Source organism: Antiquaquibacter soli (assembly GCF_030580675.1).
In the GTDB taxonomy this organism is placed as follows: domain Bacteria; phylum Actinomycetota; class Actinomycetes; order Actinomycetales; family Microbacteriaceae; genus Rhodoglobus; species Rhodoglobus soli.
In genome coordinates this window covers 1,216,979-1,235,828 of record NZ_JAUQUB010000001.1, presented here as the reverse complement: position 1 = coordinate 1,235,828, position 18,850 = coordinate 1,216,979, and the positions used below count along the sequence as shown (strand labels likewise).

20 protein-coding genes and 1 tRNA gene are annotated in these 18,850 nt (G+C 66.9%); 6 read left to right on the top strand and 15 right to left on the bottom strand.

Going from position 1 to position 18,850, the window contains the following annotated elements; all coding sequences use genetic code 11:
- Positions 1-12: 12 nt before the first annotated feature.
- From Q5716_RS06080 to Q5716_RS06065, 4 genes are read right to left on the bottom strand one after another with little or no spacing between them, the layout of a single operon-like run.
- The gene (locus Q5716_RS06080) at positions 13-747 is read right to left on the bottom strand and encodes an anti-sigma factor (protein ID WP_305002192.1); all 735 of its coding nucleotides are present in this window, start codon (positions 745-747) and stop codon (positions 13-15) included.
- A complete protein-coding gene (locus tag Q5716_RS06075; RefSeq protein WP_305002191.1) occupies positions 734-1,288 on the bottom strand; it encodes an RNA polymerase sigma factor in 555 nt (184 codons plus the stop codon). The genes Q5716_RS06080 and Q5716_RS06075 overlap by 14 nt, the downstream gene beginning before the upstream one ends.
- A gap of 44 nt (positions 1,289-1,332) precedes the next feature.
- The gene (locus tag Q5716_RS06070; RefSeq protein WP_305002190.1) at positions 1,333-1,947 is read right to left on the bottom strand and encodes a class F sortase; all 615 of its coding nucleotides are present in this window, start codon (positions 1,945-1,947) and stop codon (positions 1,333-1,335) included.
- 44 nt (positions 1,948-1,991) lie between these two features.
- Positions 1,992-2,810 (bottom strand): DUF4397 domain-containing protein, encoded by an 819-nt coding sequence (locus Q5716_RS06065; protein WP_305002189.1) that lies wholly within the window; start codon positions 2,808-2,810, stop codon positions 1,992-1,994.
- A 139-nt stretch (positions 2,811-2,949) separates the two neighbouring features.
- On the opposite strand from Q5716_RS06065, the gene Q5716_RS06060 reads away from it, so the two are divergent.
- Positions 2,950-3,969: an LLM class flavin-dependent oxidoreductase gene (locus tag Q5716_RS06060; RefSeq protein WP_305002188.1), complete on the top strand. Its 1,020-nt coding sequence runs from the start codon at positions 2,950-2,952 to the stop codon at positions 3,967-3,969.
- 379 nt (positions 3,970-4,348) lie between these two features.
- Here Q5716_RS06060 and Q5716_RS06055 read toward each other — a convergent pair whose 3' ends face one another.
- The 8 genes from Q5716_RS06055 to Q5716_RS06020 form a co-directional block, all read right to left on the bottom strand.
- On the bottom strand, positions 4,349-6,712 hold the full coding sequence (locus Q5716_RS06055; RefSeq protein WP_305002187.1) for a hypothetical protein: 2,364 nt from the start codon (positions 6,710-6,712) through the stop codon (positions 4,349-4,351).
- Positions 6,713-6,749: 37 nt separating this feature from the next.
- A complete protein-coding gene (locus Q5716_RS06050; protein WP_305002186.1) occupies positions 6,750-7,739 on the bottom strand; it encodes a hypothetical protein in 990 nt (329 codons plus the stop codon).
- A gap of 93 nt (positions 7,740-7,832) precedes the next feature.
- Positions 7,833-9,296 carry a hypothetical protein gene (locus Q5716_RS06045; RefSeq protein WP_305002185.1) on the bottom strand — a complete coding sequence of 488 codons (1,464 nt, stop codon included), beginning with the start codon at positions 9,294-9,296 and terminating at the stop codon, positions 7,833-7,835.
- Positions 9,293-10,300: a hypothetical protein gene (locus Q5716_RS06040; protein WP_305002184.1), complete on the bottom strand. Its 1,008-nt coding sequence runs from the start codon at positions 10,298-10,300 to the stop codon at positions 9,293-9,295. Before Q5716_RS06040 ends, Q5716_RS06045 begins: the two co-directional genes overlap by 4 nt.
- The gene (locus Q5716_RS06035) at positions 10,297-10,542 is read right to left on the bottom strand and encodes a hypothetical protein (RefSeq protein ID WP_305002183.1); all 246 of its coding nucleotides are present in this window, start codon (positions 10,540-10,542) and stop codon (positions 10,297-10,299) included. The genes Q5716_RS06040 and Q5716_RS06035 overlap by 4 nt, the downstream gene beginning before the upstream one ends.
- 95 nt (positions 10,543-10,637) lie before the next feature.
- On the bottom strand, positions 10,638-10,952 hold the full coding sequence (locus Q5716_RS06030; protein WP_305002182.1) for a hypothetical protein: 315 nt from the start codon (positions 10,950-10,952) through the stop codon (positions 10,638-10,640).
- A gap of 17 nt (positions 10,953-10,969) precedes the next feature.
- Entirely contained in the window at positions 10,970-11,554 is a 585-nt protein-coding gene (locus Q5716_RS06025; RefSeq protein WP_305002181.1) for a hypothetical protein, read from the bottom strand.
- Complete coding sequence (locus Q5716_RS06020; protein ID WP_305002180.1) at positions 11,551-11,913, bottom strand: hypothetical protein; 363 nt, start codon at positions 11,911-11,913, stop codon at positions 11,551-11,553. The genes Q5716_RS06025 and Q5716_RS06020 overlap by 4 nt, the downstream gene beginning before the upstream one ends.
- 209 nt (positions 11,914-12,122) lie before the next feature.
- Here Q5716_RS06020 and Q5716_RS06015 point away from each other — a divergent pair, with 209 nt between their 5' ends.
- Positions 12,123-12,602: a hypothetical protein gene (locus Q5716_RS06015; RefSeq protein ID WP_305002179.1), complete on the top strand. Its 480-nt coding sequence runs from the start codon at positions 12,123-12,125 to the stop codon at positions 12,600-12,602.
- A 146-nt stretch (positions 12,603-12,748) separates the two neighbouring features.
- On the opposite strand, the gene Q5716_RS06010 is transcribed toward Q5716_RS06015, so the two are convergent.
- Together Q5716_RS06010 and Q5716_RS06005 are read right to left on the bottom strand one after the other, a co-directional pair.
- A complete protein-coding gene (locus tag Q5716_RS06010; protein WP_305002178.1) occupies positions 12,749-14,056 on the bottom strand; it encodes an AAA family ATPase in 1,308 nt (435 codons plus the stop codon).
- A 392-nt stretch (positions 14,057-14,448) separates the two neighbouring features.
- Positions 14,449-14,682, bottom strand: a complete 234-nt coding sequence (locus tag Q5716_RS06005) for a helix-turn-helix domain-containing protein (protein WP_305002177.1) — start codon at positions 14,680-14,682, stop codon at positions 14,449-14,451.
- An 82-nt stretch (positions 14,683-14,764) separates the two neighbouring features.
- On the opposite strand from Q5716_RS06005, the gene Q5716_RS06000 reads away from it, so the two are divergent.
- From Q5716_RS06000 to Q5716_RS05990, 3 genes are all read left to right on the top strand, one after another.
- Positions 14,765-15,331, top strand: coding sequence for a hypothetical protein (locus Q5716_RS06000; protein ID WP_305002176.1), 567 nt, complete (start codon positions 14,765-14,767; stop codon positions 15,329-15,331).
- Positions 15,332-15,360: 29 nt separating this feature from the next.
- A complete protein-coding gene (locus Q5716_RS05995; protein ID WP_305002175.1) occupies positions 15,361-15,636 on the top strand; it encodes a hypothetical protein in 276 nt (91 codons plus the stop codon).
- 65 nt (positions 15,637-15,701) lie between these two features.
- Positions 15,702-16,967: a tyrosine-type recombinase/integrase gene (locus tag Q5716_RS05990; protein ID WP_305002173.1), complete on the top strand. Its 1,266-nt coding sequence runs from the start codon at positions 15,702-15,704 to the stop codon at positions 16,965-16,967.
- A 133-nt stretch (positions 16,968-17,100) separates the two neighbouring features.
- Here Q5716_RS05990 and Q5716_RS05985 read toward each other — a convergent pair.
- A tRNA-Pro gene (locus Q5716_RS05985) sits at positions 17,101-17,174 on the bottom strand.
- 161 nt (positions 17,175-17,335) lie between these two features.
- On the opposite strand from Q5716_RS05985, the gene Q5716_RS05980 reads away from it, so the two are divergent.
- Positions 17,336-18,847, top strand: a complete 1,512-nt coding sequence (locus Q5716_RS05980) for a DHA2 family efflux MFS transporter permease subunit (RefSeq protein WP_434056589.1) — start codon at positions 17,336-17,338, stop codon at positions 18,845-18,847.
- The last annotated feature ends 3 nt before the right edge of the window (positions 18,848-18,850 follow it).

Sequence of the window (18,850 nt, the reverse complement as noted above, 5' to 3'; positions counted from 1 at the left end):
GGCGAGGCTGGGTCAGCTCGGTCGGGATGAGCCCGACGAGGCCAGTGGGCCGCGTACGATCGAGTCGCCCGAGTGCCCGGGATCGCCGTCGGCCCGCTCGAGCGACACGTCCACGAGCGAAAACTCGCCGAGGTCGATCGCGCGGGGAACGACGAATGTCGCAGCCGAACCGTCGATCACCCCGAGACTCACGAGCTTGCTCCCGTCGGTCGAGATCAGCCACGCCTCCCGGTAGCCGTCAGCCTCCTCCGGGGCATCCAGGTCGACGTGGAGCTCTCGAGTGCCGTCGGGCAGCTCGAGCACGGTCGCCGTGCCGCTCGATGTCGGCCACGCGGGGAACGGCTCGAGGGTGGCGCTCGCCACCTGAACCGTCGGGAGAGGACGCAGTATCTGCCAGCCCACGACCGCCACGACCGCCACGACCGCCGCCGCCGACGCGCCGATGAGCACGGGCAGGATGCGTCGACGTCGTCGCAGGGGAACGACGGGAGCACTGGTCGGCTCGACGCCCGGCCGCCCCTCGCCGTCGAGGCCGAGCTCGTGGGCGATGCGGTCCCAGACCTCCGGTGAGGGAGACTCCACGCGGTCGACGACGACGGTGGATCGCCCTACGGACGCGGTCGCGGTGAGCATCGCGAGGTCGGCACGGCACTGGCCGCAGTGCGCAAGGTGCATCCGCTCAGCATCCGACGGCTGTCCCTCTCCGAGGGCGAGGAGCGCGATCACCTCCGGGTCAACGTGCGACATCGGGCACCTCCAGCCGGTTCCTCATCTTCTGCAGACTTCGACGGATATGGCTTTTGACCGTGCCCAGGGGCATGTCGAGCCGGCGCGAGATCTCATCGTGAGTGAGGTCATCGTAGAACGCCAGCGTCATGACGGCGCGCGCGGCGGGTTCGAGTCGTGAGAGCTCGTCGGCGATCAGCACGGTGTCGGCAAGGTCGGGTGCGTCGGCGACTTCATCCGGCAGCGCGGTCGCCACGATCGAGTCGTGAAGGCGACGCACTCGCGCTCTCGCCTCGTGCACATCGGCAATGCGGTTCTTCGCGATCGCGATCAGCCATGTGGACAGCCGGGCGCGGCTCGGGTCGAAGCGCTCCCGCGAAGTCCACGCGGATACGAACACGCGCTGGGTGACATCCTCGGCATCGCCGACGTCGCCGAGCGACCGGAGAGCGATCGTGTAGATCACCCCCGACCAGCGGTCGTAGGCGTCTCGGAGCGTGCGATCGTCGCCGCGGGCGAAGGATGCCTCGATGCGGGCATCCTCGATTGCCCGTTCATCCACGGGTGCCTCCCGAACCACTGCTGCAGGATAACCGGTCGTCGCCCTCACGGCAGTGGCTCCGCGATCACGACGATGTTGTCGGAGTAGGACAGGGTGGAGTAGTCGAACTGACCGCCGCACGTGATGAGCACGAGCCGGCGGGGGCCCACCCGGTCGAAGAGGTCGGCGACGGGCAGCTGCTGCTTCTGCACCGAACTCACCGATGTCACGCCGTAGCGGTGCAGGGTTCCCGAGCTGTCGGTGACCGTGATCTCGCTGCCCGCGACAAGGTTGCGAAGAGCGGCGAAGGGCCCGATACCGTACTCGAGCGAGTCGACGTGGGACGCGAGCACGGTCGTGCCGGACTCGGATCCCGGCGCCGGCCCGAAGCGATACCACCCCGCCACGGCAGTCTCCTCCGGCAGTTCCATGAGCCCGTCCGCCTGGACGCCGACGGCGCGGACGACCATGGAGATTCCCGCGCTCGGGATCTCGATGAGGGTCGGCTCGGCAATCGGCACTACCGGCACGAGCTCGGCGCTGTGGGCGTCGACCGCGCCCTCCCGTGGAGCTGACGGCGTCGGCTCCGGAGTAGCCTCCGGTGCCGACGCCGTCGCGGTGCAGGCCGCGAGGAGGAGGGCGGCCGCGATCGTCACGACCACCATGGTGACCTTCGCCATGCCGTCCTCCTCCTCGTCGGGTCCTGCTGCTGTGATGCGGCGGATCAGCGTGCTGAGCGGGCGGCGCGGACCCCGAGGCCGACAGCCGCGAGCAGCACGAGAGCGATCGCCGCAGCGATCGACCCCACCAGAGCCGGGTTCGGGTCGGCGACGAGGCCTGCCTGACCGGAGTTCACGCCGTCGGGAGTGGAGTGCAGGCCGCTGATGGTCTGCACGGCGAGCGCGAGGTTGTCGTCCTCGAGGCTTCCCCAGGCGTAGACGATCGTGTTGACGCCCTCCTGGATCGTGACGTCGGCCGGTCCGATCACCGGGTCGGTGGTGCCGGTCGCCGCGACGGCGGCGGAGATCGTACCGACCGGAAGGTCCGCCTTCACCTCGTTCGGGTTGGTGAGGTTCGAGAACGCGGCCGCTCCGTTGGCGAGGATGTCGACCGCCGGGGCGGCGGCCGTGTGACGAACGGTGAGCTTGCCCTGCCCAGCGGGGATGGTGCTCAGGTCGTTGGTGAAGAGCGTCGCCGTGGGGGCGCCCGACGCGTCCAGGTGCGCCACTGCGGTGTAGCTGTTGCCGGCCGCGAGCGGAAGCGTCGCGGGGCCGATGACCGGGGAGGTGATCGGGTCGTTCGGAAGGGTGATGACCACCTCGTAGTCGCCCGCGGGCAGGTCCAGAGGATCGGTCAGGGTGCCGGGAGCGAAGTCCGGGAGCAGGACCTCGCCATTGACCCAGACATCCACAGTGGTGTCGGGCACCGCGTGCAGGACGTACAGGTCGGCCGTGCTGGCGGAGATGGCGCTAGCCGGAGCCGCGAAACCCAGCGTCGCCACCGCGGCGACCGCGACGGTCGCGGCGATCTTCTTCGTGCGCATGATGTCCTCTCATTCGAGCGACCTTTTCGCTCGTCATGGAGTACTTCCCGCAGGGCACTCGGTTCGGATGCACCGTCCTGGAACTTTTTTTGAGCGTCGCCCCGGGAATGCCGCGGACCCATCGAGCGCTGATAGAGGCATGGCGAAACGGATCGGGTTCCTCACGTTCGGGCACTACCAGGCTGTGCCGGGGTCGCTCGTACGCGACGCCCGGGACGCGCTCCAGCAGACCGTCGAGCTCGCCGTCGCCGCCGAAGAGCTCGGTGCCCACGGCGCGTTCCTGCGCGTGCACCACTTCGCCCGGCAGCTCGCGTCGCCGTTCCCGCTTCTCGCCGCGATCGCGGCCCGAACATCGACCATCGAGATGGGCACCGCCGTCATCGACATGCGGTACGAGAACCCCCTCGCGATGGCGGAGAACGCCGCCGCGACAGACCTCATCAGCGACGGCCGCCTGCAGCTGGGACTGAGCCGGGGCTCGCCCGAGACGGCGCTGGCCGGCTACGAGTCCTTCGGCTTCGTCCCCGCCGAGGGACAGGATGACGCGGACATGGCGCGCCGCCACACCGCCGAGTTCCGGGAGGCGATCGCCGGGGCATCCATCGCCCGATCCGACCCCCGCATGACCGGGGTGTCCGGCGGGCTCGCGATCCAACCGCAGTCGCCCGGGCTCGCGGAGCGCATCTGGTGGGGCTCCGGCACCCGCGCGACCGCCGAGTGGACGGGCACCGAGGGAATGAACCTCATGAGCTCGACACTGCTCACCGAGGACACCGGCGTTCCCTTCGACGAGCTCCAAGCGGAGCAGATCGAGAGGTACCGCAGTGCGTGGGCGGCGGCGGGATGGCAGCACGAGCCGCGCGTGTCGGTGAGCCGCAGCATCCTGCCGATCATCGACGACGAGACGCGGTACTACTTCGGGCTGCGCGCTCAGGCCGACAGCAGCGACCAAGTGGGCGTGCTCGACGGGGCCCTCTCCCGCTTCGGCCGCAGCTACATCGGCGAGCCCGACCGGATCGCCGAGGAGCTCGCTCAGGATGCCGCGGTCGCCGCCGCCGACACCCTCCTCGTCACGGTGCCGAACAAGCTCGGCGTGGACCTGAACGCACGGATGCTCGGCAGCATCGTGCGGGACGTGCTGCCCGCACTCGGTGGTTGATCGTCGGGTACTGGGTCGGGCTGCGGGTCGGGCTGCGCCCCATCGGCACGGCCGTCACATCGCGGTCACGGGGAGGTGGCGGCTATCGGTGAGGGCGATGCGCCGGAACCGGCGCGATGGCGACCCCGCTGTCACTACGCCAGGAACGAGAAACGGACCGCCGGAGGGCGGTCCGTTTCTCGTTGAGTCGGGCTGACAGGATTTGAACCTGCGACCCCTTGACCCCCAGTGACGTCTAGCCTCGCGGTTTCCGGTTGTTTTGTGAGCTATCGTGCCGTCTCTTGCGGCACTTGGGAATGTGGTGCCGCGCAGGCTGTGCAACAACGGTGCATGGGTCGGAGGTGTTGCACCGCCTACATCGACTCTTGTCGAATCGCACTCAACGCCCGAGCGCGGCTAGAACTTCGGTGTGCAAGGGGAAGGGAGCGGACTTCGCTGCTTCCTTGGCGAGGTGCTCTACATCTCCGGGTTTCCAAGAATCTTGAAGCGTCGCAAGCACTATTCGATCTGCTCGGAGCACTTCTGCGATACGGAGCAGCTTCTTCACTTGGTCAACCCGCTTGCCTCGGGAAAACTCGTTCGAAGACTTCGCCTCAACCACGATCACCTCACCGTTGACGCTTGAGATGACGTCAATCTCCGCAACGGTCTTGCCACCATCCAGCTCAAAGAACTCAAGCTCGGGAGTATCCAAGTATCCGCGAGCTCTTTGGCTGAGTGCTGCTGAGGCGAGAATCGGCACATCACCGTGAGAGGCAAGCAGCTCACGGAAGGTTGCATAGAGATCGAAGAACCAACGCGGTTCGCTCCCTAGTCGCCAACGGTCAGAGGTCAAGGTGTTCATGGTGGCGCACTGTGGACACTCGTACTGCTGGCCCAGCCTGTCAGCGTCGAGGAACGAGGGACGACCGCACTCGGAGCAGTTCAGGATCAATCCACGCCGAAGCAGTCGCGCAGAGGTGAGTACGTCGATGACCTCGATCGTTCTCTCTTCCGAATCCAATAGCAGGTTCTTGATACCACCAAACGAAAGATATGGATCGAGTCCGAGTACGACGGTGTCCGGATCACGCGAGTCGGGCCGCCTCTCGTAGGGGATGAACGCTCTCAGCATCGACAGGCTGGGGCCCGCCACAAGGTCCAAGAGATCACGTCGTGAACCTATGCGCCTTCTGACAAGCTCAGCCTGTCGACCCGGCGTGGAGAGCCTCACCCCGAGTCCCTCGGCAGCCGCCATCCCCTCGACCCAAGCGCGCAACGATAGAGACCGAAGGCGTGGGCGGCCGATGCGTCCCGGAAGCAATGATCCCCCGGGGACAAAGCCCATCGAGGACGGATCGAAGGTTACGCCGTCAGCGCTCGCGCGTAGCTGGACCTCGGGAAAAGTTCCGCTTTCGATTGTGAGTCGACTCGCCGGAATGTCCCGCGCCCGCGGGGCATGATCGCCCGACATGCCGACCTCGACGTACCAATATGGGACCTTTCCTGAGCCAACGCTATACATCAGCTCGCTTGGTATCGGCGTTTCCAGCCCGGTGAGTGCGTTCAGCGTCCCATCTTCGTCTTGGGCCATCGGCAGAAAGACGGATGCACCGACGTGATCATCAACCACGTAGAACAACGGGCTTCGACCGGTGTCGGCGAATCGCAACTGGACGGTTTCTCTATCGACTTCAGTCTCGAAGCCGTACTCGTGCTTCTGAAGCGATTCGGATATCCGAGCAACTTTCCGTGCGGGTACTGAAGTTGAGCACACAACCAAGCTGGAAGCGTCTTGCTGTAGATCCGCAATCAGTGATTGCACTGCGGGTCGAACCTGGCGCCTCATGATGTCTGCGCTACCGAGGACGGCGGAGGGCAGCCAAACACCCCGCCCGAGAATCCGGTCATACGCGAGCGCCAGCGCGAAGTCAGTACCTGTGTCGCCGACTACTACCGATCCCTTGTCGCGAGTAAAGGACCGTGAGACTTGGATAAGCCCCTGGTTGGCGCGGAACCACCAATCAGGCTCATCAGTTGTCTGGCTCGGCTCCGCCGTGGTCCACAGGAGCGAGACAGGTGGTTCCCCAAAGGGCTTGGTCATCCAGCCGATGCTGTCGAGTTCTGGCTCGCCGCGTTCAGTCGATTCGGAGTCGGCAACACCCACCTTCGCGGCAGCTGCGAGCCCGACGTCCGAGCGCCAGCTTGCAGACGCGGCGACTCTGGATGTCGATGAAGGCAGGGGCGCGACAGTTAGCCCGCGACGGTACCGGTCCGATCGGTCCGCGCGCCCAAGCTTGGTGATTGTCTCGCGCTGCCGGGTATCCGCATCGCGGGTCAAGCGAATGGACCGAAATGGTGAGCACCAAGAAGCGACAAGGCTTCTCGCGCGAAGTCCGTTGGCGTCATCCACCCCGCCGTGGATTGTTCGAACAAGGCGGGCATGTTCGGCCTCGTCCTTGACTCCCGAAATCTGGATGTATCCCGGATACCACTCATCCATCTGTGTCGCCCCGACTTCAAGCGTGACGATGTGATCCGGGTCATAGGAACGCACTACTTCGCGGAAGTGGGGCGAGGGCTCTCCACTTGCACGATCGTAGGGAACGAGAATGAAGCCGCCACCACCCCAATAGTCGGACGCTGTCGCAAGCGCCAACATCGCCCAGTCTCGCCAGTGGTCATCGTCTGCAAACATGATCACTACCCGAGGAGGGCGTAGCACCAGCCTCGCGGAAGCAAAACTAACCTCGAGTGACGTCATTCGTCTCCCCTGCCCTCAGCGTCAAGCTCCACTGTGCCTACCATTCGAAGGACCGCAGCCACCAAACTGCCTCGTTGTCGCCCTCAAAGGTTCTTTCGAAGCCAACTGAGCTGAGCATCGCCGGGGCGAGTCGAGAAAGTGTTCGAATGATCTCGATGATCTCAGTCCGAGCCATCGGTTGGGTGGCAGGTAACGCCGCCCCGTAAGCTGCCACCCAAGATTCCCAAGTCGGGGCGACGAATCGATTCCACCGCTCTAGATCGGCCCCCACCAGCGTCGGTACGGGGTCAACGCACTCTGCTGCAAGGTAGGCGAGAACGCGAGTTAGGTCGACCATGGCCTTGAGCATGACCTCCCGCCCCTCAACGAACCGGCCTTCGGCTCCTACACGTTGCGACCTCGACCGTTCGGCGTCGAATAGAGCAAGATCCTCGCTGATCATCGAGACTCGCGGGATCTGGTTTGGAGCCAACGAGTGAAGCGCGAGCTCAATTCGGTAGTCCTCAAGCATGAATCCGAGGTGTCTTGCCCACTCGACGGAGGCTCGGTCAAGGCCGTCGACGTCATCGATCAAGTCGAGCGCGTCCTCTCCCCTTGCGTCGATGGCAACATGGCCGGCCTCGTGCATCAGCGTGTGCCGCAGAGTCAACGCCATTTCTTGAACGGAGTGGTCTATGTCTTCGCTAACTGCGACATTCCAGACGTCGAATGAAACAACGACGTCAAAGGACCCGTCGGGTTGCTTGATCGTCTTGCCCGCAACCACGTTCGCGCCCCGGTCGAGAGTGTAGGTCTCACCTTCGCTAGTCCCGTTCAGTTCAGCGACGCTCGTTACCATGTCCCCCGTGAAGTGGATTCGCCAAACCACGCCGGGAGGTACAAGCGCGTCGGCATCCGATAGAGCCCAAACAAGGATCTCCCGAAAGAGTCCGCCCTCGATCAAGGCAGGTCCGATTCCAGTTTCCTCGTAGTAGCTCAAACTCACTGCGCCGGAGGTTCGGGAAATGCCGGGCACTTCTGTAGGCATTGTGGGGCTCCTTCCTTCGAAGCGAACACTACTCAGGTCAGGAGACACTCGGGCTCGGGGCGCGCCCCGCGCGGGGCATCATCAACGAACGCGCTATCTGCGCCCCAATTGTTGTTGCCGCGGAATCCTAGATGAGTACGGCGTTTGCACGTCCTGTCGATGGGCCCTGATGTTCAGGATGCCCATCGACGCGGCGACCGCGTTGATGTCGCTGAACCCGCCGAGGTCAGACACCGTGCGCTCGGTCAGCGCGAGCGCTGCCAGCCCGAGACTGACGGCGCGGTCGTCATGCTGACCTGCGTCGTGGTCGAGTCGGTAGACGCCCGGGGCTGACTCGCGGAGACGCACCGTCATCAGCTCGTCGAGAAGTTCTTGGTCGTCGGGCAGCGCGAGCCTGTGGTCGCGCAGCAGCAGGTGGAGTGTCTGGCCCAGCCTGCCGACGGACTGAGCGGAGAACGTCCACTCCTCCACCGTCACCCCTCGCTCTCGGAGCCGTTGTGCGAGGCCGACGGCCTGCCACGGGTCTAGCCTGACGCGAGCGTGACCATACGACCGGCTCGCTTCGAGCGTCAGCCGCTCCACGTCGTCCAGCTGCACCGGGCGATTCTTGGTGCCCTGCAGCACCGCGATCCGGTCGAGCACCACTCGTGGGGCTCCGCCGTCGCGGCGCTCGGAGTGCGCAATAGAGAGGACCGTCCTGTCGTTCTTAAGTCCGAGGTCAAGCCCGATCACGTACCGGTGCGCAGGGTCGTGGTCGAGTGGCCCGTCGAGGGTGACGCACGCGCGAAGGTCGTCGAGACTCACGAGCCTGTCCTCGGCAGCAGTCCAGCGGTTGAGGTGCAACCGAGCGAAGGCAGACTCGGGCAGCAGCCGTCGTTGCTCCGCGAGGTCGTGAGGGTCCGCCCACGGGAGCGGTCCGGGCACCTCCGAGACACGCCACCGGTCGGACTGACGCGCGCCGCCGATCACACGACCAGCCCAGTGCGCCGGGTCGCCTGCCGTGGTCAGCACCACGAGGCGTGAGTCCCTTCGCTTCGGCAGTCCCGAGGTGAGCGCTTCCCAGAGCGTCCGAGCTTGCCGGGTAGTGGGCCACTGCGCCACCTCGTCCACGACGACGAAGTACGGGATGCGGCCAAATGCGCTCCCCGCGTCTGCCGACTCGACGCGCAGCCTCGCGCCGCTCGCCTTCACGGTCACAGTCGCGACCCCAATATCGAGCAGCAATGCGAGACCGGACCGCTCGGCGAGCGCACGTAGCGCGTCGAGAAGCAGGCCTGCTTGGTCCTGATCGCGGGCGTAGGCGTGACTGGTTGACCGACGCGGCGCTTGGGTGAGCAGCACGACGAGCAGCACAGCGGCGAGGTCGGTGGTCTTGCTGCCACCGCGCGGGCGCGTGAGGAAGTGCAGCCGCCTGTCCTCGGGCGCGACACCGGCGAGGATCGCTGAGGCGTCGTCTCGTTGGAACTGCTCCGCGATGTCGCCCCACCGCGTCCCCTGGTCATCGAGCACCAGCCCCGCGAGCAGCGCCGACGGGTCGAGGGGTGGTCGTGCGTTCACGCCCGGGCCACCTTGACGATGAACCCCCGCCGCTCTAGGTCGAGCAGCTGCTCCTTCATGCTCGGCCCCATGTGGGCCCACGGAGTGCGGTTCGCGGGTGTCCCCGACTTGAGCGCGACCCATGCGCGGAGGCTGCCGTGGAAGTCGAGTGCGCGGCCCAACGTCACGGTGTAGCCGAAGTGACGGAGCAGCGCCCGCTGCACCGCCGGGATGCCCATTGCTCCGACCTGCTCGACTGCGCGGCGGCAGGGAGGGCAGAGGTGTCCGGCGATTGGCTGCGGGCGGTGTCGGCCCCCGAGCACGCTCGGATCGACGCGGCGCTGCTCACCCCACGCCGCGAGCGCTTCGCTCTCCCTCACCATCAGGGTGCCGACGCCGCAGAACATGCACCCTGCGCACTCCCCCGCGTCGGCCCCAGGGGGAGTGAAGGGGAAAGGGAACTCAACGAGTCTGCGCACGAGCCGCGTCTGCTCGGCGCGAACATCTGCGAGGAGGTCTGCGCGAACATGCGCCCACCGCTTCGTCGCGCCCTCCAGTTGACCGCGCGAGGACCACGACGCCAAGGCACCGAGCGCTGCCATTCGGAGGATCAGCTCTGCGAGGTCGTCGTCGGTCGCGGTGAGGTCGTTGACGAGGCGACCACGACGAAGCACTCCGCCCACGTCGAGGGCCGCGAGCGCGGCGTCGAGCCGGTCGAGCGCGACACTGCCGTGCGCGCGCTGCACTCTCGGGTGCTGCGCCAACAGGGACGCTGCGAGCCTGCGCCGGTCGGCGCACTCGTCGCACCTCGTAGCTGCGACCTCCGCGGGCGAGGCGGGGACGCCGCGTGCCTGCGCGGAGCGGAACTCGGGACCGTACACGAGCACGGTCTCGGCCCGCGAGGGGTCGGGACGCTTGACGATCTTGCCGCAGACCCGGCATACGGTTGCGGCGACGGTGACCGGCGCGGGTCGGCGCTTACGAGGCGCGCCAGCAGTCGCGGCGGGGGTGAGGGCGTCGGTCATCGGTCTCTCCTATTGGTTGTGGGCCCGCCGTTGAACTCGTCAACGAGCCGGTCGAGTTGGAATTCGGCGATCTCGCGGATCGCGTCGGCGCGGTCGCGCCTGCGGTCCTTGGTCCTGCTCGCGCCGAAGGCAAGCAGGTCCAGCTCTTGGCGCTCCGCCGCGTTGAGGCCGTCGGCATCCGAGGGCACCCGTCCGCCGTGCGCTTCCCGACGCACGACGGACGAGGCCTCTCCCCTCGTCACGTTTGGATGCCTCGGAGGAAGGACCGTGACGAGAGGCTTGCCCGACTTCTCAGTTCGGGCGGTCTTGGGAGCAGGTAGGCGAACGATCGTGTACTTCATCGCGCGGCTCCGGTACGGATAGGGGTCATGGGGTGGCGGTTGGGGTGCCGGAAGTCGAGGCGCGTCGGCGCGCTCTGGGCAGCGGTGCGCGGCGGCGCAGCTTGGGCGCTCGGCGCGTGCAGCGCGTGGGAGTAGCGAGAGGCGCAGACACCACGAACGCCGCTGAGGCGAGAGCCCCAGCAGTACGCCCCGGGGGCGGCCTCATGCTCGGAGCATGGTCTTGCGAGGGCTGCTGCAACCCGCGAGCGCGAGGTCTCGATGACGGCGAGCGTGCGCAGCAGGTCGTACGCGTCGGGCTGGGGCGTGGTCATGATTGGTCGTCCTTCCTCTAGGAACCGGGAGCGTTCGGCTCGCTGTCGAGCACTACGCGGTCGGCGGGGAGGGGTGCACTCTGGGCCTTGGTCGCCCGCCCCTGCTTCATCAGCTCCCCCAGCACGTCCACCGTGTTCGACGCCGCCACCGCACGGTCGCGGGCGACTTGCGCCTCGCTCTGCGGGGTCATCCCCAGCGACGAGCGCAGCTTGGCTCCGGTGTTCTCCGCGGTGAAGTACCGTTCCAGCAGCGAGGTGCGGAACTGCCCCTTCTTGTCGTAGGCACCGTTGGTCACGATGTCCGAGAAGAGCAGCCGGGTGATGCCCTCGACCCGCGCCAGCGCAGTCAGCGTCTCGGGGTATTCGGCAACCACGGGGAAGCGTTCGAGCAGTTCGTCGCTGACCTTCCTCGCGATCTCCTCGACCTTGCGCTGAGAGTGCGCCCCGCTCTTGACCGCCGCACTGTTGCCGGGTTCGAAGGGCGGGCGCTGCCCATCGAACTCCGGCTCCCACGTCGTCTCGGGCGCACTCTGGGGCGTGCGACCCTGTGGGCCGGTGTGCGGCGCGATGTCGGGTGCTTCGGCGGTTGCGTCCGCGCTCATCCGTCTTCGCCTTCCTCCATCGCGGGCAGGGTCGCGCCCTCGGCGTTCGGGTCGAGCGCGTCTGCGATCTCGCGCAGCGCTGCCGCCACATCGACCGCGCGCCAGTCCGCCCACAGGGCACCGGCCCCAGCTGCGACCCGCGGAGCCTCGGCCACGTAGCCGCCAGCGCTGGGCGTCCACTCCTGCTCGACGCACACCACGATCAGCGGCTCCGCGCCGCGGTGCATGCTGGGGATCGTCCAGCCGCGAGTGAAGCGCAGCCCGCCGCCCGCCTCGAGGTCGGCGCAGGTCGCCCACCGGGGCGCGCCCTGCGGCCAGTCGTCAGAGTCGCGGGTGATCGTGCGTGTGTGGTCGGTCATGAGCTCGGCCTTTCGGTGCGGTGGTGGGGGCGCGGTGCACTGATTGGTGCAACGCGAGTGCGGAAACGGGGCGACTCCCCCGGAAGCTCGCGGCGGCTGGCCGGCGAGACACTTGACGACAGGTGAAGTCGGCGGCGTGTCACGCGCGCGCGGCGTTTTGAGGAGCGCGAGGTGGGCGGTTTGGCGCGGCGCGCGGTACCCTCTGACCCATGACAGTCGAGCCCGCCGCAGTTGCGGTCGCCTCTATCGATCCCCTGCTGTCGTTGCTCGTCGGCGCACTTGGCGCCGCGCTCATCGGACTTCTCGGCGCGTGGATTCAGTCGAGACGCGAGCACTTCCGTTGGGTACGGGAAGTTCGAATGGATGCGTACCGCGGCTATCTCAGTTGGGCGGAGCGAATGCCACGCGACGAGGTCACCGAGGAGGAGTACGCGGACTACCTGCAGGATCTTGCGGCTGCGCTCAGCGCCGTGCTTCTTGTCGGTCCCAAGACCGTAGCGGAGGCAGCAACCCACCACATGCACGCAACTTTTGACATCGAGCACCCCACCACGCTCACCCGTGAAGATCAGACCGATGCAGAGTGGGACGTCCGGCTTGAAGCGGCGCGGAAGTCCATCGACGACCTGATCGATGCGCGAAACGCCCTGATCCTTGAAGCTCGAAAGCACCTCCGCATCAAGAGCTAGCCTCGACCGCAGCATGTCGGGCGCTCCGGGTGCTACTGCGCTACTACCCCCTAGGGGTGTAGTAGCACTAGTAGCACTCGTCCGGGCTTGCCGTGCTGCTACTGAGTAGCACCCCAGTAGCACCCAGTAGCACGAGTAGCAGTCGCTCATGATGCGCTCCCCTGCTGCCGCGCCCGCCACTCCTGCAGCGCTTCCATCGAGCGCTTCGCTCCCCAGCTCATGCGGGCCTGCACGTCGCGCTGCGATTTCGGGGGCGGGGTGAGCCGGTCGAGGTCGGCCACGTCGAGGTCAATGGCGGCGGCGGCCTTCGCGTCGCGGTCGGCCTTGATCTGATCCGACGACTTGCCCGGGCCGAACACCACCGACAGCTGCTCCCCCAGGGAGATGTCGATCGTCCCGTCCGCCGACGTCGAAACCGTCTGCGGGTGCTGGAACTGGACATAGCTAGCGACGCTGCGAGCCTCACGCGCCCCGTGGCGGTCCTTGGCCACGCGGAGGGTGACCATGCCGTTGGCCGTGCGGCTGAATGGCTGGGCGATCTCGGCCACATACTGAGCCCCGGTGATCGCGGCGCGCTTGCGCTGGGAGCCGATCGGCCAGAGCCCCCCGTCGTCGCTCTTGACCATGTGGTCGAGCAGGAGCACCGTCGCGCCCCCGTGGTCGGCGAGTGGGTGCGCGAGCGACTGGAACCAGCGGGCGACTTCTTCGTCGTGATTCTGGTTGAGACCTGCTGACGCGATGCTCTCGCCGGTGGAGTCGATCACGACGAACGCGCTGCGCTCGTCGGCGACCCGGCTCACCAGATCGGCGATGCCCTCGTCGTCGTGCCGCGCAGGGTGGAGGTAGTGGAACCGGGAGCGCAGGAGGTCGGGTTCGGCTCCGAGCACGTGCACGAGCCGCAGCAGGGCGAGTGCAGGGCTGTCCTCGAAGTCGAGGTAGAAGAAGTGTCGGCCCGCGGTCATCTGCTCGATGCCGACGGTGAGCGCGATCCAGCCCTTGCCCGCCCCTGACTCCCCCGCTAGCCCGTTCACCCGGCCCGGGTAGAAGAGTCCTGACGAGGCATCGGCGAGCATCCCTACCGTCGGGGTCGGGAGCTGAAGGGTGCCTGCGGCGAGCGCGTCGAGCAGGCCGTCGAGGGGCACGTCGCCCCACCCCGAGCGCTGGGCGTCGGCGTGTCGGCCTTGCGGCTCGTGTTGCCTCTCCCACTCGTCCACTAAACCCAGTCGGCGGCGAGCCTCGGCGCGACCGATGCCGTCCTCTGCCGCCCAGCTTTCGCGAGCACTCGCGCTCAGGGTTCCGAGGTCAGGATCGCTGGCCACCTGCAAGGGCTCGGCGTCCTCAACTTCCGCTTCTTCGCGCGCGTCTGCGAGCACGAGCGCCCATGCGGCGTCGAGGTCGGTTGGCTCCGTGTACTTGGTGAGGTCGATCGTCATCACCTCGTCCTCATCGCTCATGCGGCACAGTCCCAACATCGGCGGAGGTCGAGAGTGAACGAGCCGTCAGGGTTGGCCGTGATGATGGGGCGTTCCCGGACAGCCCTGCGGCGCTCGTACACCGCGCACCGGGTCGAGCAGAAGAAGCGCCCCCGTCCCAGTCGGCGTAGCCTCCCGTCACTGTCAATGACTCGTCGGGGCGCGAAGGCCGCGAGACAGAACCAGCAGGTGCGCAGCCCGCGCGAGGCGTTGTCGGCTCGCACTGCGCGAGCTAGCGAGCCGGGAGTGAATGGCCCGTAGGCCTGAGCCAGCATCTCGTCGTACCTCTCGGCGTATCCTGTGGTCATCGGTCCTCCCTGAGTGAGGGTCGGAACGGCTCGCCCTCGTCCGGCGGGCCGTTCGTGCTTGGTAGGTCAGTTGTTTCCTGCGCCGCCGATGCTGGCCACGAGCGCCGCGGGTCGTGGAGCACGGCCCGCTTGGTAGTCGCGCAGCGCCCAGCCCGGGACGCGGTAGATCGGCTTGGGCCCAACTGCAACGGCGTGGAGTCGCTGACCGTGGATCTCGTTCAGCACCGTGCGGTAGTTGACACCGATGAGGTCGGCGACCTCCGTGACTGGGTAGAAGCGGTCGTCTTGGATGCTTGCCACGCTTGCCTGCCTTTCTCGCGTTCTGTTGCTGTTGAGGCTGCCTTGTTGCATTGCAACGCAACAAGTGTCTACAGTTACGCACATGAACGACATGAGACTTCGCTGGTCGGTGTTCCCTTGGACCCGCCACTTCGACGAGGATCGGGATCCTGTCATCGGGGCAGCGATTCACGACAGCCGCCGACAGGTCACCTACCGAGCGACCGTGAATGAGCAAGGGCACCTCGACCATCTGGAGATCGAGATGGACGGCTACATCGACGACGCCCGCCTCGCCCGCCTTCGGAGCATCCCGCGCGAGCGAATCGAGTCCGTCGTCGCAGCGTGGGTGCGTGACTACGACCCTGATGCCCTGCAGTTCATCCCCGAGGGCGGGCTACTCACCGACGACGGTGACGGGGCTGGGAAGACCCCGACGCTCGAACGAGTGGCCGAGCTCATGACACGCCGTGGTTGGGGTCGGGCAGAGCTAGCCATCTACTTCGACGCGAAGGAGCGAACGGTGGATGGCTGGATCGCGCGGGCACGCGCGAAGCGACGCGAGGCAGAAGAGGAAGCCGCGCGGAGTGGCGGCCCAGTGAACTTCCCCGAGGTTCCGAGCCCCGCGACCGGCAAGGGCTATCGCGCGAAGACCACCGACGACAAGTAGCCGTCGGTTCACCAGAGAAGGAGACAAACATGCAACCCCTGAACACGGATCGAGTCCGCGAGCTGTACGCCGAGGCCGACCACTACACAGAAGGGCACGCGCGGCAGGACCTTCAAGTCGAAGAGTTCAATGCTTGGTTGGCCAAGAACGACGCCGACCTAGAACTTCGAGTAGTCGAGGAGCTAATGGCACTCATCGAATCGACCGACAAGAACATCTGGAGTCGAAACGCTGACCTGTGGACGAAGTTCAACACGCGCCTCGAAGCTGCGCACGCTGCAGCGGGAGTTGAGGTCAAAAGGTGACTCAGCCGAACCCGAAGTCATGCGGATCCTGCGCGAGGCCCCGGGCGAACCAGCGCGCAGGCTGGGTGCCGATCACCCGTGACGAAGCCGTTGTCGGCTACACCTGCCCAGAGTGCCCGACCGCCGTCGAGCCCATCCGCCGAGTCGAGACCAAGCCGGGGCGGGTCGTCTACCGCGCTCGCGTGGACAGCGCGCGCCCGACCCCGGGTCGGCCACGCCAGCAGGGGAGTGCATCGTTCCCGACTCTCGACGGCGCGCGTTCATGGGTGGCGGAGGTTCGGTCTGCTGTGGCCGCGAGCGGGCTCTACGGGGCAGCTGCACGGGCCGCGTCAGAAACGGTCGGGCACCTCTGCGAGCGCTGGATCGAGACGCGAGTCGATGTTCGACGTGTCACTCGCGAGGGCTACCGCAACTGGCTCGCCCCGGTGTTCAGGCACGACCTCGCACTGACGCCGGTGACCGAGTTGGGCGTCGCTGAGGTGCAGTCGTTCGTCGCATGGCTCGCGCGAGAGGGAATGCGACCTCGGAAGGGGCGCGAGATCGGCACGCCGCTGTCCGCGTCGTCCATGCGCTCCGTGAAGATCGCGCTCCAGCAGGCGCTCGACCTCGCGGTGGCCGAGGGGACGATCCAGCGAAACGTCGTGAAGCTCGCTCGCTGGCCCAAGGCTCGGACCGTCAGGGGTCAGGACCTGCGCCACTGGCAGCCCGTCGAGTTGGTGCAGTTCCGCGACCACGCGGATGCGGACCGTCTGGCCGGTGCATGGCGGCTCACCCTCTCGGGCATGACGCGCGCCGACATCATGGGACTCCGATGGGGTGACGTTGACCTCGACGGCGGCATCGCGTCTGTCTCGGTCGGGCGAGTCGCGCTCGATGATGGCTCGACGGAGGAGAACGACCCGAAGAGTGCGCAGCGCGTTCGGTCAGTTCCCTTCGAGGCCATCCACCCTGGGACTGTGGCGCTACTCAAGCGGATGAAGGCACAACAGGCTGCCGACAGGCTGGCCGCTGGGGCAGCGTGGCGCGACTGCGGCCTCGTGGTCGTGGACGAGCTGGGCGACCCGCTCGCGCCGCAGGTCTACTCCGACCGATTCAGGCGACTGTGCGCGCTCGCTGGCGTGCCCGTGATCAAGCTACACAACGTGAGGCACAGCATCGCCTTCTGGCTCCACCAGCTGGAAGTCGCGCCCGCAGATGCGGCAGCGCTTCTGGGTCACAGCGTCGAGGTACACCTCACGACGTACCTACCGCACTCTGGGTCGGCGGGCATTCGCGCAGCCGCGCGAGCACTCGGCGAGGGCATGCAGAAGGCGGTCGCGTCGGGGGTCTAGCCGAACGCGGCGCGCGCTGTGCAACGCCTTGTGCAACGGCTCGTGCGGGAACGAAGAAAGGCCCCGTCTCCGGTCTAGTGGAGACGGGGCCTTTCGCTTGAGTTTCCGCGGAAGTACGATCCCCCGTGGCTTGTCGGGCTGACAGGATTTGAACCTGCGACCCCTTGACCCCCAGTCAAGTGCGCTACCAAGCTGCGCCACAGCCCGTGACAACTCGAATAGCTTACCGTGTTCGCGAGGCGCGAACGTCCAATCGGGGAGAACGGCCACGCAATGTCGGCGGCGTGCGGCAGGATGTTCACAACGTAAACTTTCGCGGGCCGGTTCGCCCGTACCTTCACCACAGCTCCACGATCGACAGGATCCCCGTGACCGACCGCGCCCTTTCCACCGACGACCCCGCGACCGACGGCATCCGGCTGCCGACTGCTGCGGATGCGCAGCCCGACCACTCGCGGCGCAACCGAGTCGTCATCGCGCTCATGCTGGCCGCGACCTTCGTCGTCTTCCTCAACGAGACCATCATCGGCAACGCGCTGCCCGACCTCATGCGCGAGCTCGAGATCACGGCCTCGACGGCCCAGTGGCTCTCGACAGCGTTCATGCTCACGATGGCAATCGTCATCCCCGTCACGGGCTTCCTCATGACGAGGCTGACGACGCGCACCGTGTTCATCCTCGCCATGTCATTGTTCAGCGCGGGCACCGCGCTCGCCGCGGTCGCCCCGGGATTCGAGATCCTGCTCGCGGGCCGCGTCGTGCAGGCGAGCGGCACGGCCATCATGATGCCCCTGCTCATGACGACCGTCATGACGCTCGTCCCGCCGCACGAGCGCGGCAAGACGATGGGCAACATCTCGATCGTCATGTCCGTGGCGCCCGCGGCCGGACCGGCGATCTCGGGCGTGATCCTCAGCGTGTTCGACTGGCGGTGGATCTTCATCCTCGTGCTGCCGATCGCCCTCGGCGCCCTCGCCCTCGGCGCGAGCCGCGTGCAGAACGTCACCGAACCGCGCAAGGTCCCCGTCGATGTGCTGTCGGTCGTGCTGTCGGCCTTCGCCTTCGGCGGCCTGATCTACGGCCTGTCGAGCCTGGGCGAGGCCGCGCGCGGCGAGACCTTTGTGGCCCCCTGGATCCCGATCCTCGTGGGGCTCGTCGCGCTCGGCGCGTTCGTCTGGCGCCAGCTGTCCCTCGAGAAGGCCGACAAGGCATTGCTCGACCTGCGCACGTTCGCGTCCCGTGGATTCACCATCTCGATCGTGATCATGATGGTGATGATGGCCGCGCTCTTCGGCACGATCATCCTGCTGCCCATCTACACGCAAGACGTGTTAGGCCTCGACGTACTGGGTTCCGGACTCATGCTCGTGCCGGGTAGCCTCCTGATGGGGTTCGCCGGCCCCTTCGTCGGTCGGCTCTATGACCGCGTCGGCCCGCGGCCGCTGATCCTCCCCGGCGCGATCTGGGTGAGCGTCGTGTTGTGGTCCATGGCGATGCTCCTGAACGCCACCAGTCCCGTCTGGCTCGTGCTCGCGTTGCACATCGCCCTCTGCGTGGGCCTCGCGTTCATGTTCACACCGCTCTTCACGTCCGCTCTCGGTTCGCTGCGCCCGCAGCTGTACTCGCACGGCAGCGCGACGATCGGTACGGTCCAGCAGCTCGCGGGCGCAGCCGGGACCGCCCTGTTCATCGCCCTGCTCACCGTCGGCTCGGTTGCAGGCGAGGCGGCTGGAGCGAGCGAGATCGACGCCCTCGCGAGCGGAATCCACACCGCGTTCCTCGCGGGCGCCATCATCTCTCTCTTCGCGATCGTCGCGGCCGCGTTCGTACCCAAGCCCGACCCCGAGCTCGTGGGCGCCGGGATGCACGGGGGGCACTAGGCC

Bases quoted from the DNA above. Each gene is read 5' to 3' on its own strand.
- Q5716_RS06025 (WP_305002181.1), bottom strand. From the start codon at position 11,554: ATGAGCGCGGACGCAACCGCCGAAGCACCCGACATCGCGCCGCACACC.
- Q5716_RS06040 (WP_305002184.1), bottom strand. From the start codon at position 10,300: ATGACCGACGCCCTCACCCCCGCCGCGACTGCTGGCGCGCCTCGTAAG.
- Q5716_RS06030 (WP_305002182.1), bottom strand. From the start codon at position 10,952: ATGACCACGCCCCAGCCCGACGCGTACGACCTGCTGCGCACGCTCGCC.
- Q5716_RS05995 (WP_305002175.1), top strand. From the start codon at position 15,361: ATGCAACCCCTGAACACGGATCGAGTCCGCGAGCTGTACGCCGAGGCC.
- Q5716_RS06080 (WP_305002192.1), bottom strand. From the start codon at position 747: ATGTCGCACGTTGACCCGGAGGTGATCGCGCTCCTCGCCCTCGGAGAG.
- Q5716_RS06010 (WP_305002178.1), bottom strand. From the start codon at position 14,056: ATGAGCGATGAGGACGAGGTGATGACGATCGACCTCACCAAGTACACG.
- Q5716_RS06050 (WP_305002186.1), bottom strand. From the start codon at position 7,739: ATGCCTACAGAAGTGCCCGGCATTTCCCGAACCTCCGGCGCAGTGAGT.
- Q5716_RS06055 (WP_305002187.1), bottom strand. From the start codon at position 6,712: ATGACGTCACTCGAGGTTAGTTTTGCTTCCGCGAGGCTGGTGCTACGC.
- Q5716_RS06065 (WP_305002189.1), bottom strand. From the start codon at position 2,810: ATGCGCACGAAGAAGATCGCCGCGACCGTCGCGGTCGCCGCGGTGGCG.
- Q5716_RS06070 (WP_305002190.1), bottom strand. From the start codon at position 1,947: ATGGCGAAGGTCACCATGGTGGTCGTGACGATCGCGGCCGCCCTCCTC.
- Q5716_RS06000 (WP_305002176.1), top strand. From the start codon at position 14,765: ATGAACGACATGAGACTTCGCTGGTCGGTGTTCCCTTGGACCCGCCAC.
- Q5716_RS06060 (WP_305002188.1), top strand. From the start codon at position 2,950: ATGGCGAAACGGATCGGGTTCCTCACGTTCGGGCACTACCAGGCTGTG.
- Q5716_RS06020 (WP_305002180.1), bottom strand. From the start codon at position 11,913: ATGACCGACCACACACGCACGATCACCCGCGACTCTGACGACTGGCCG.
- Q5716_RS06015 (WP_305002179.1), top strand. From the start codon at position 12,123: ATGACAGTCGAGCCCGCCGCAGTTGCGGTCGCCTCTATCGATCCCCTG.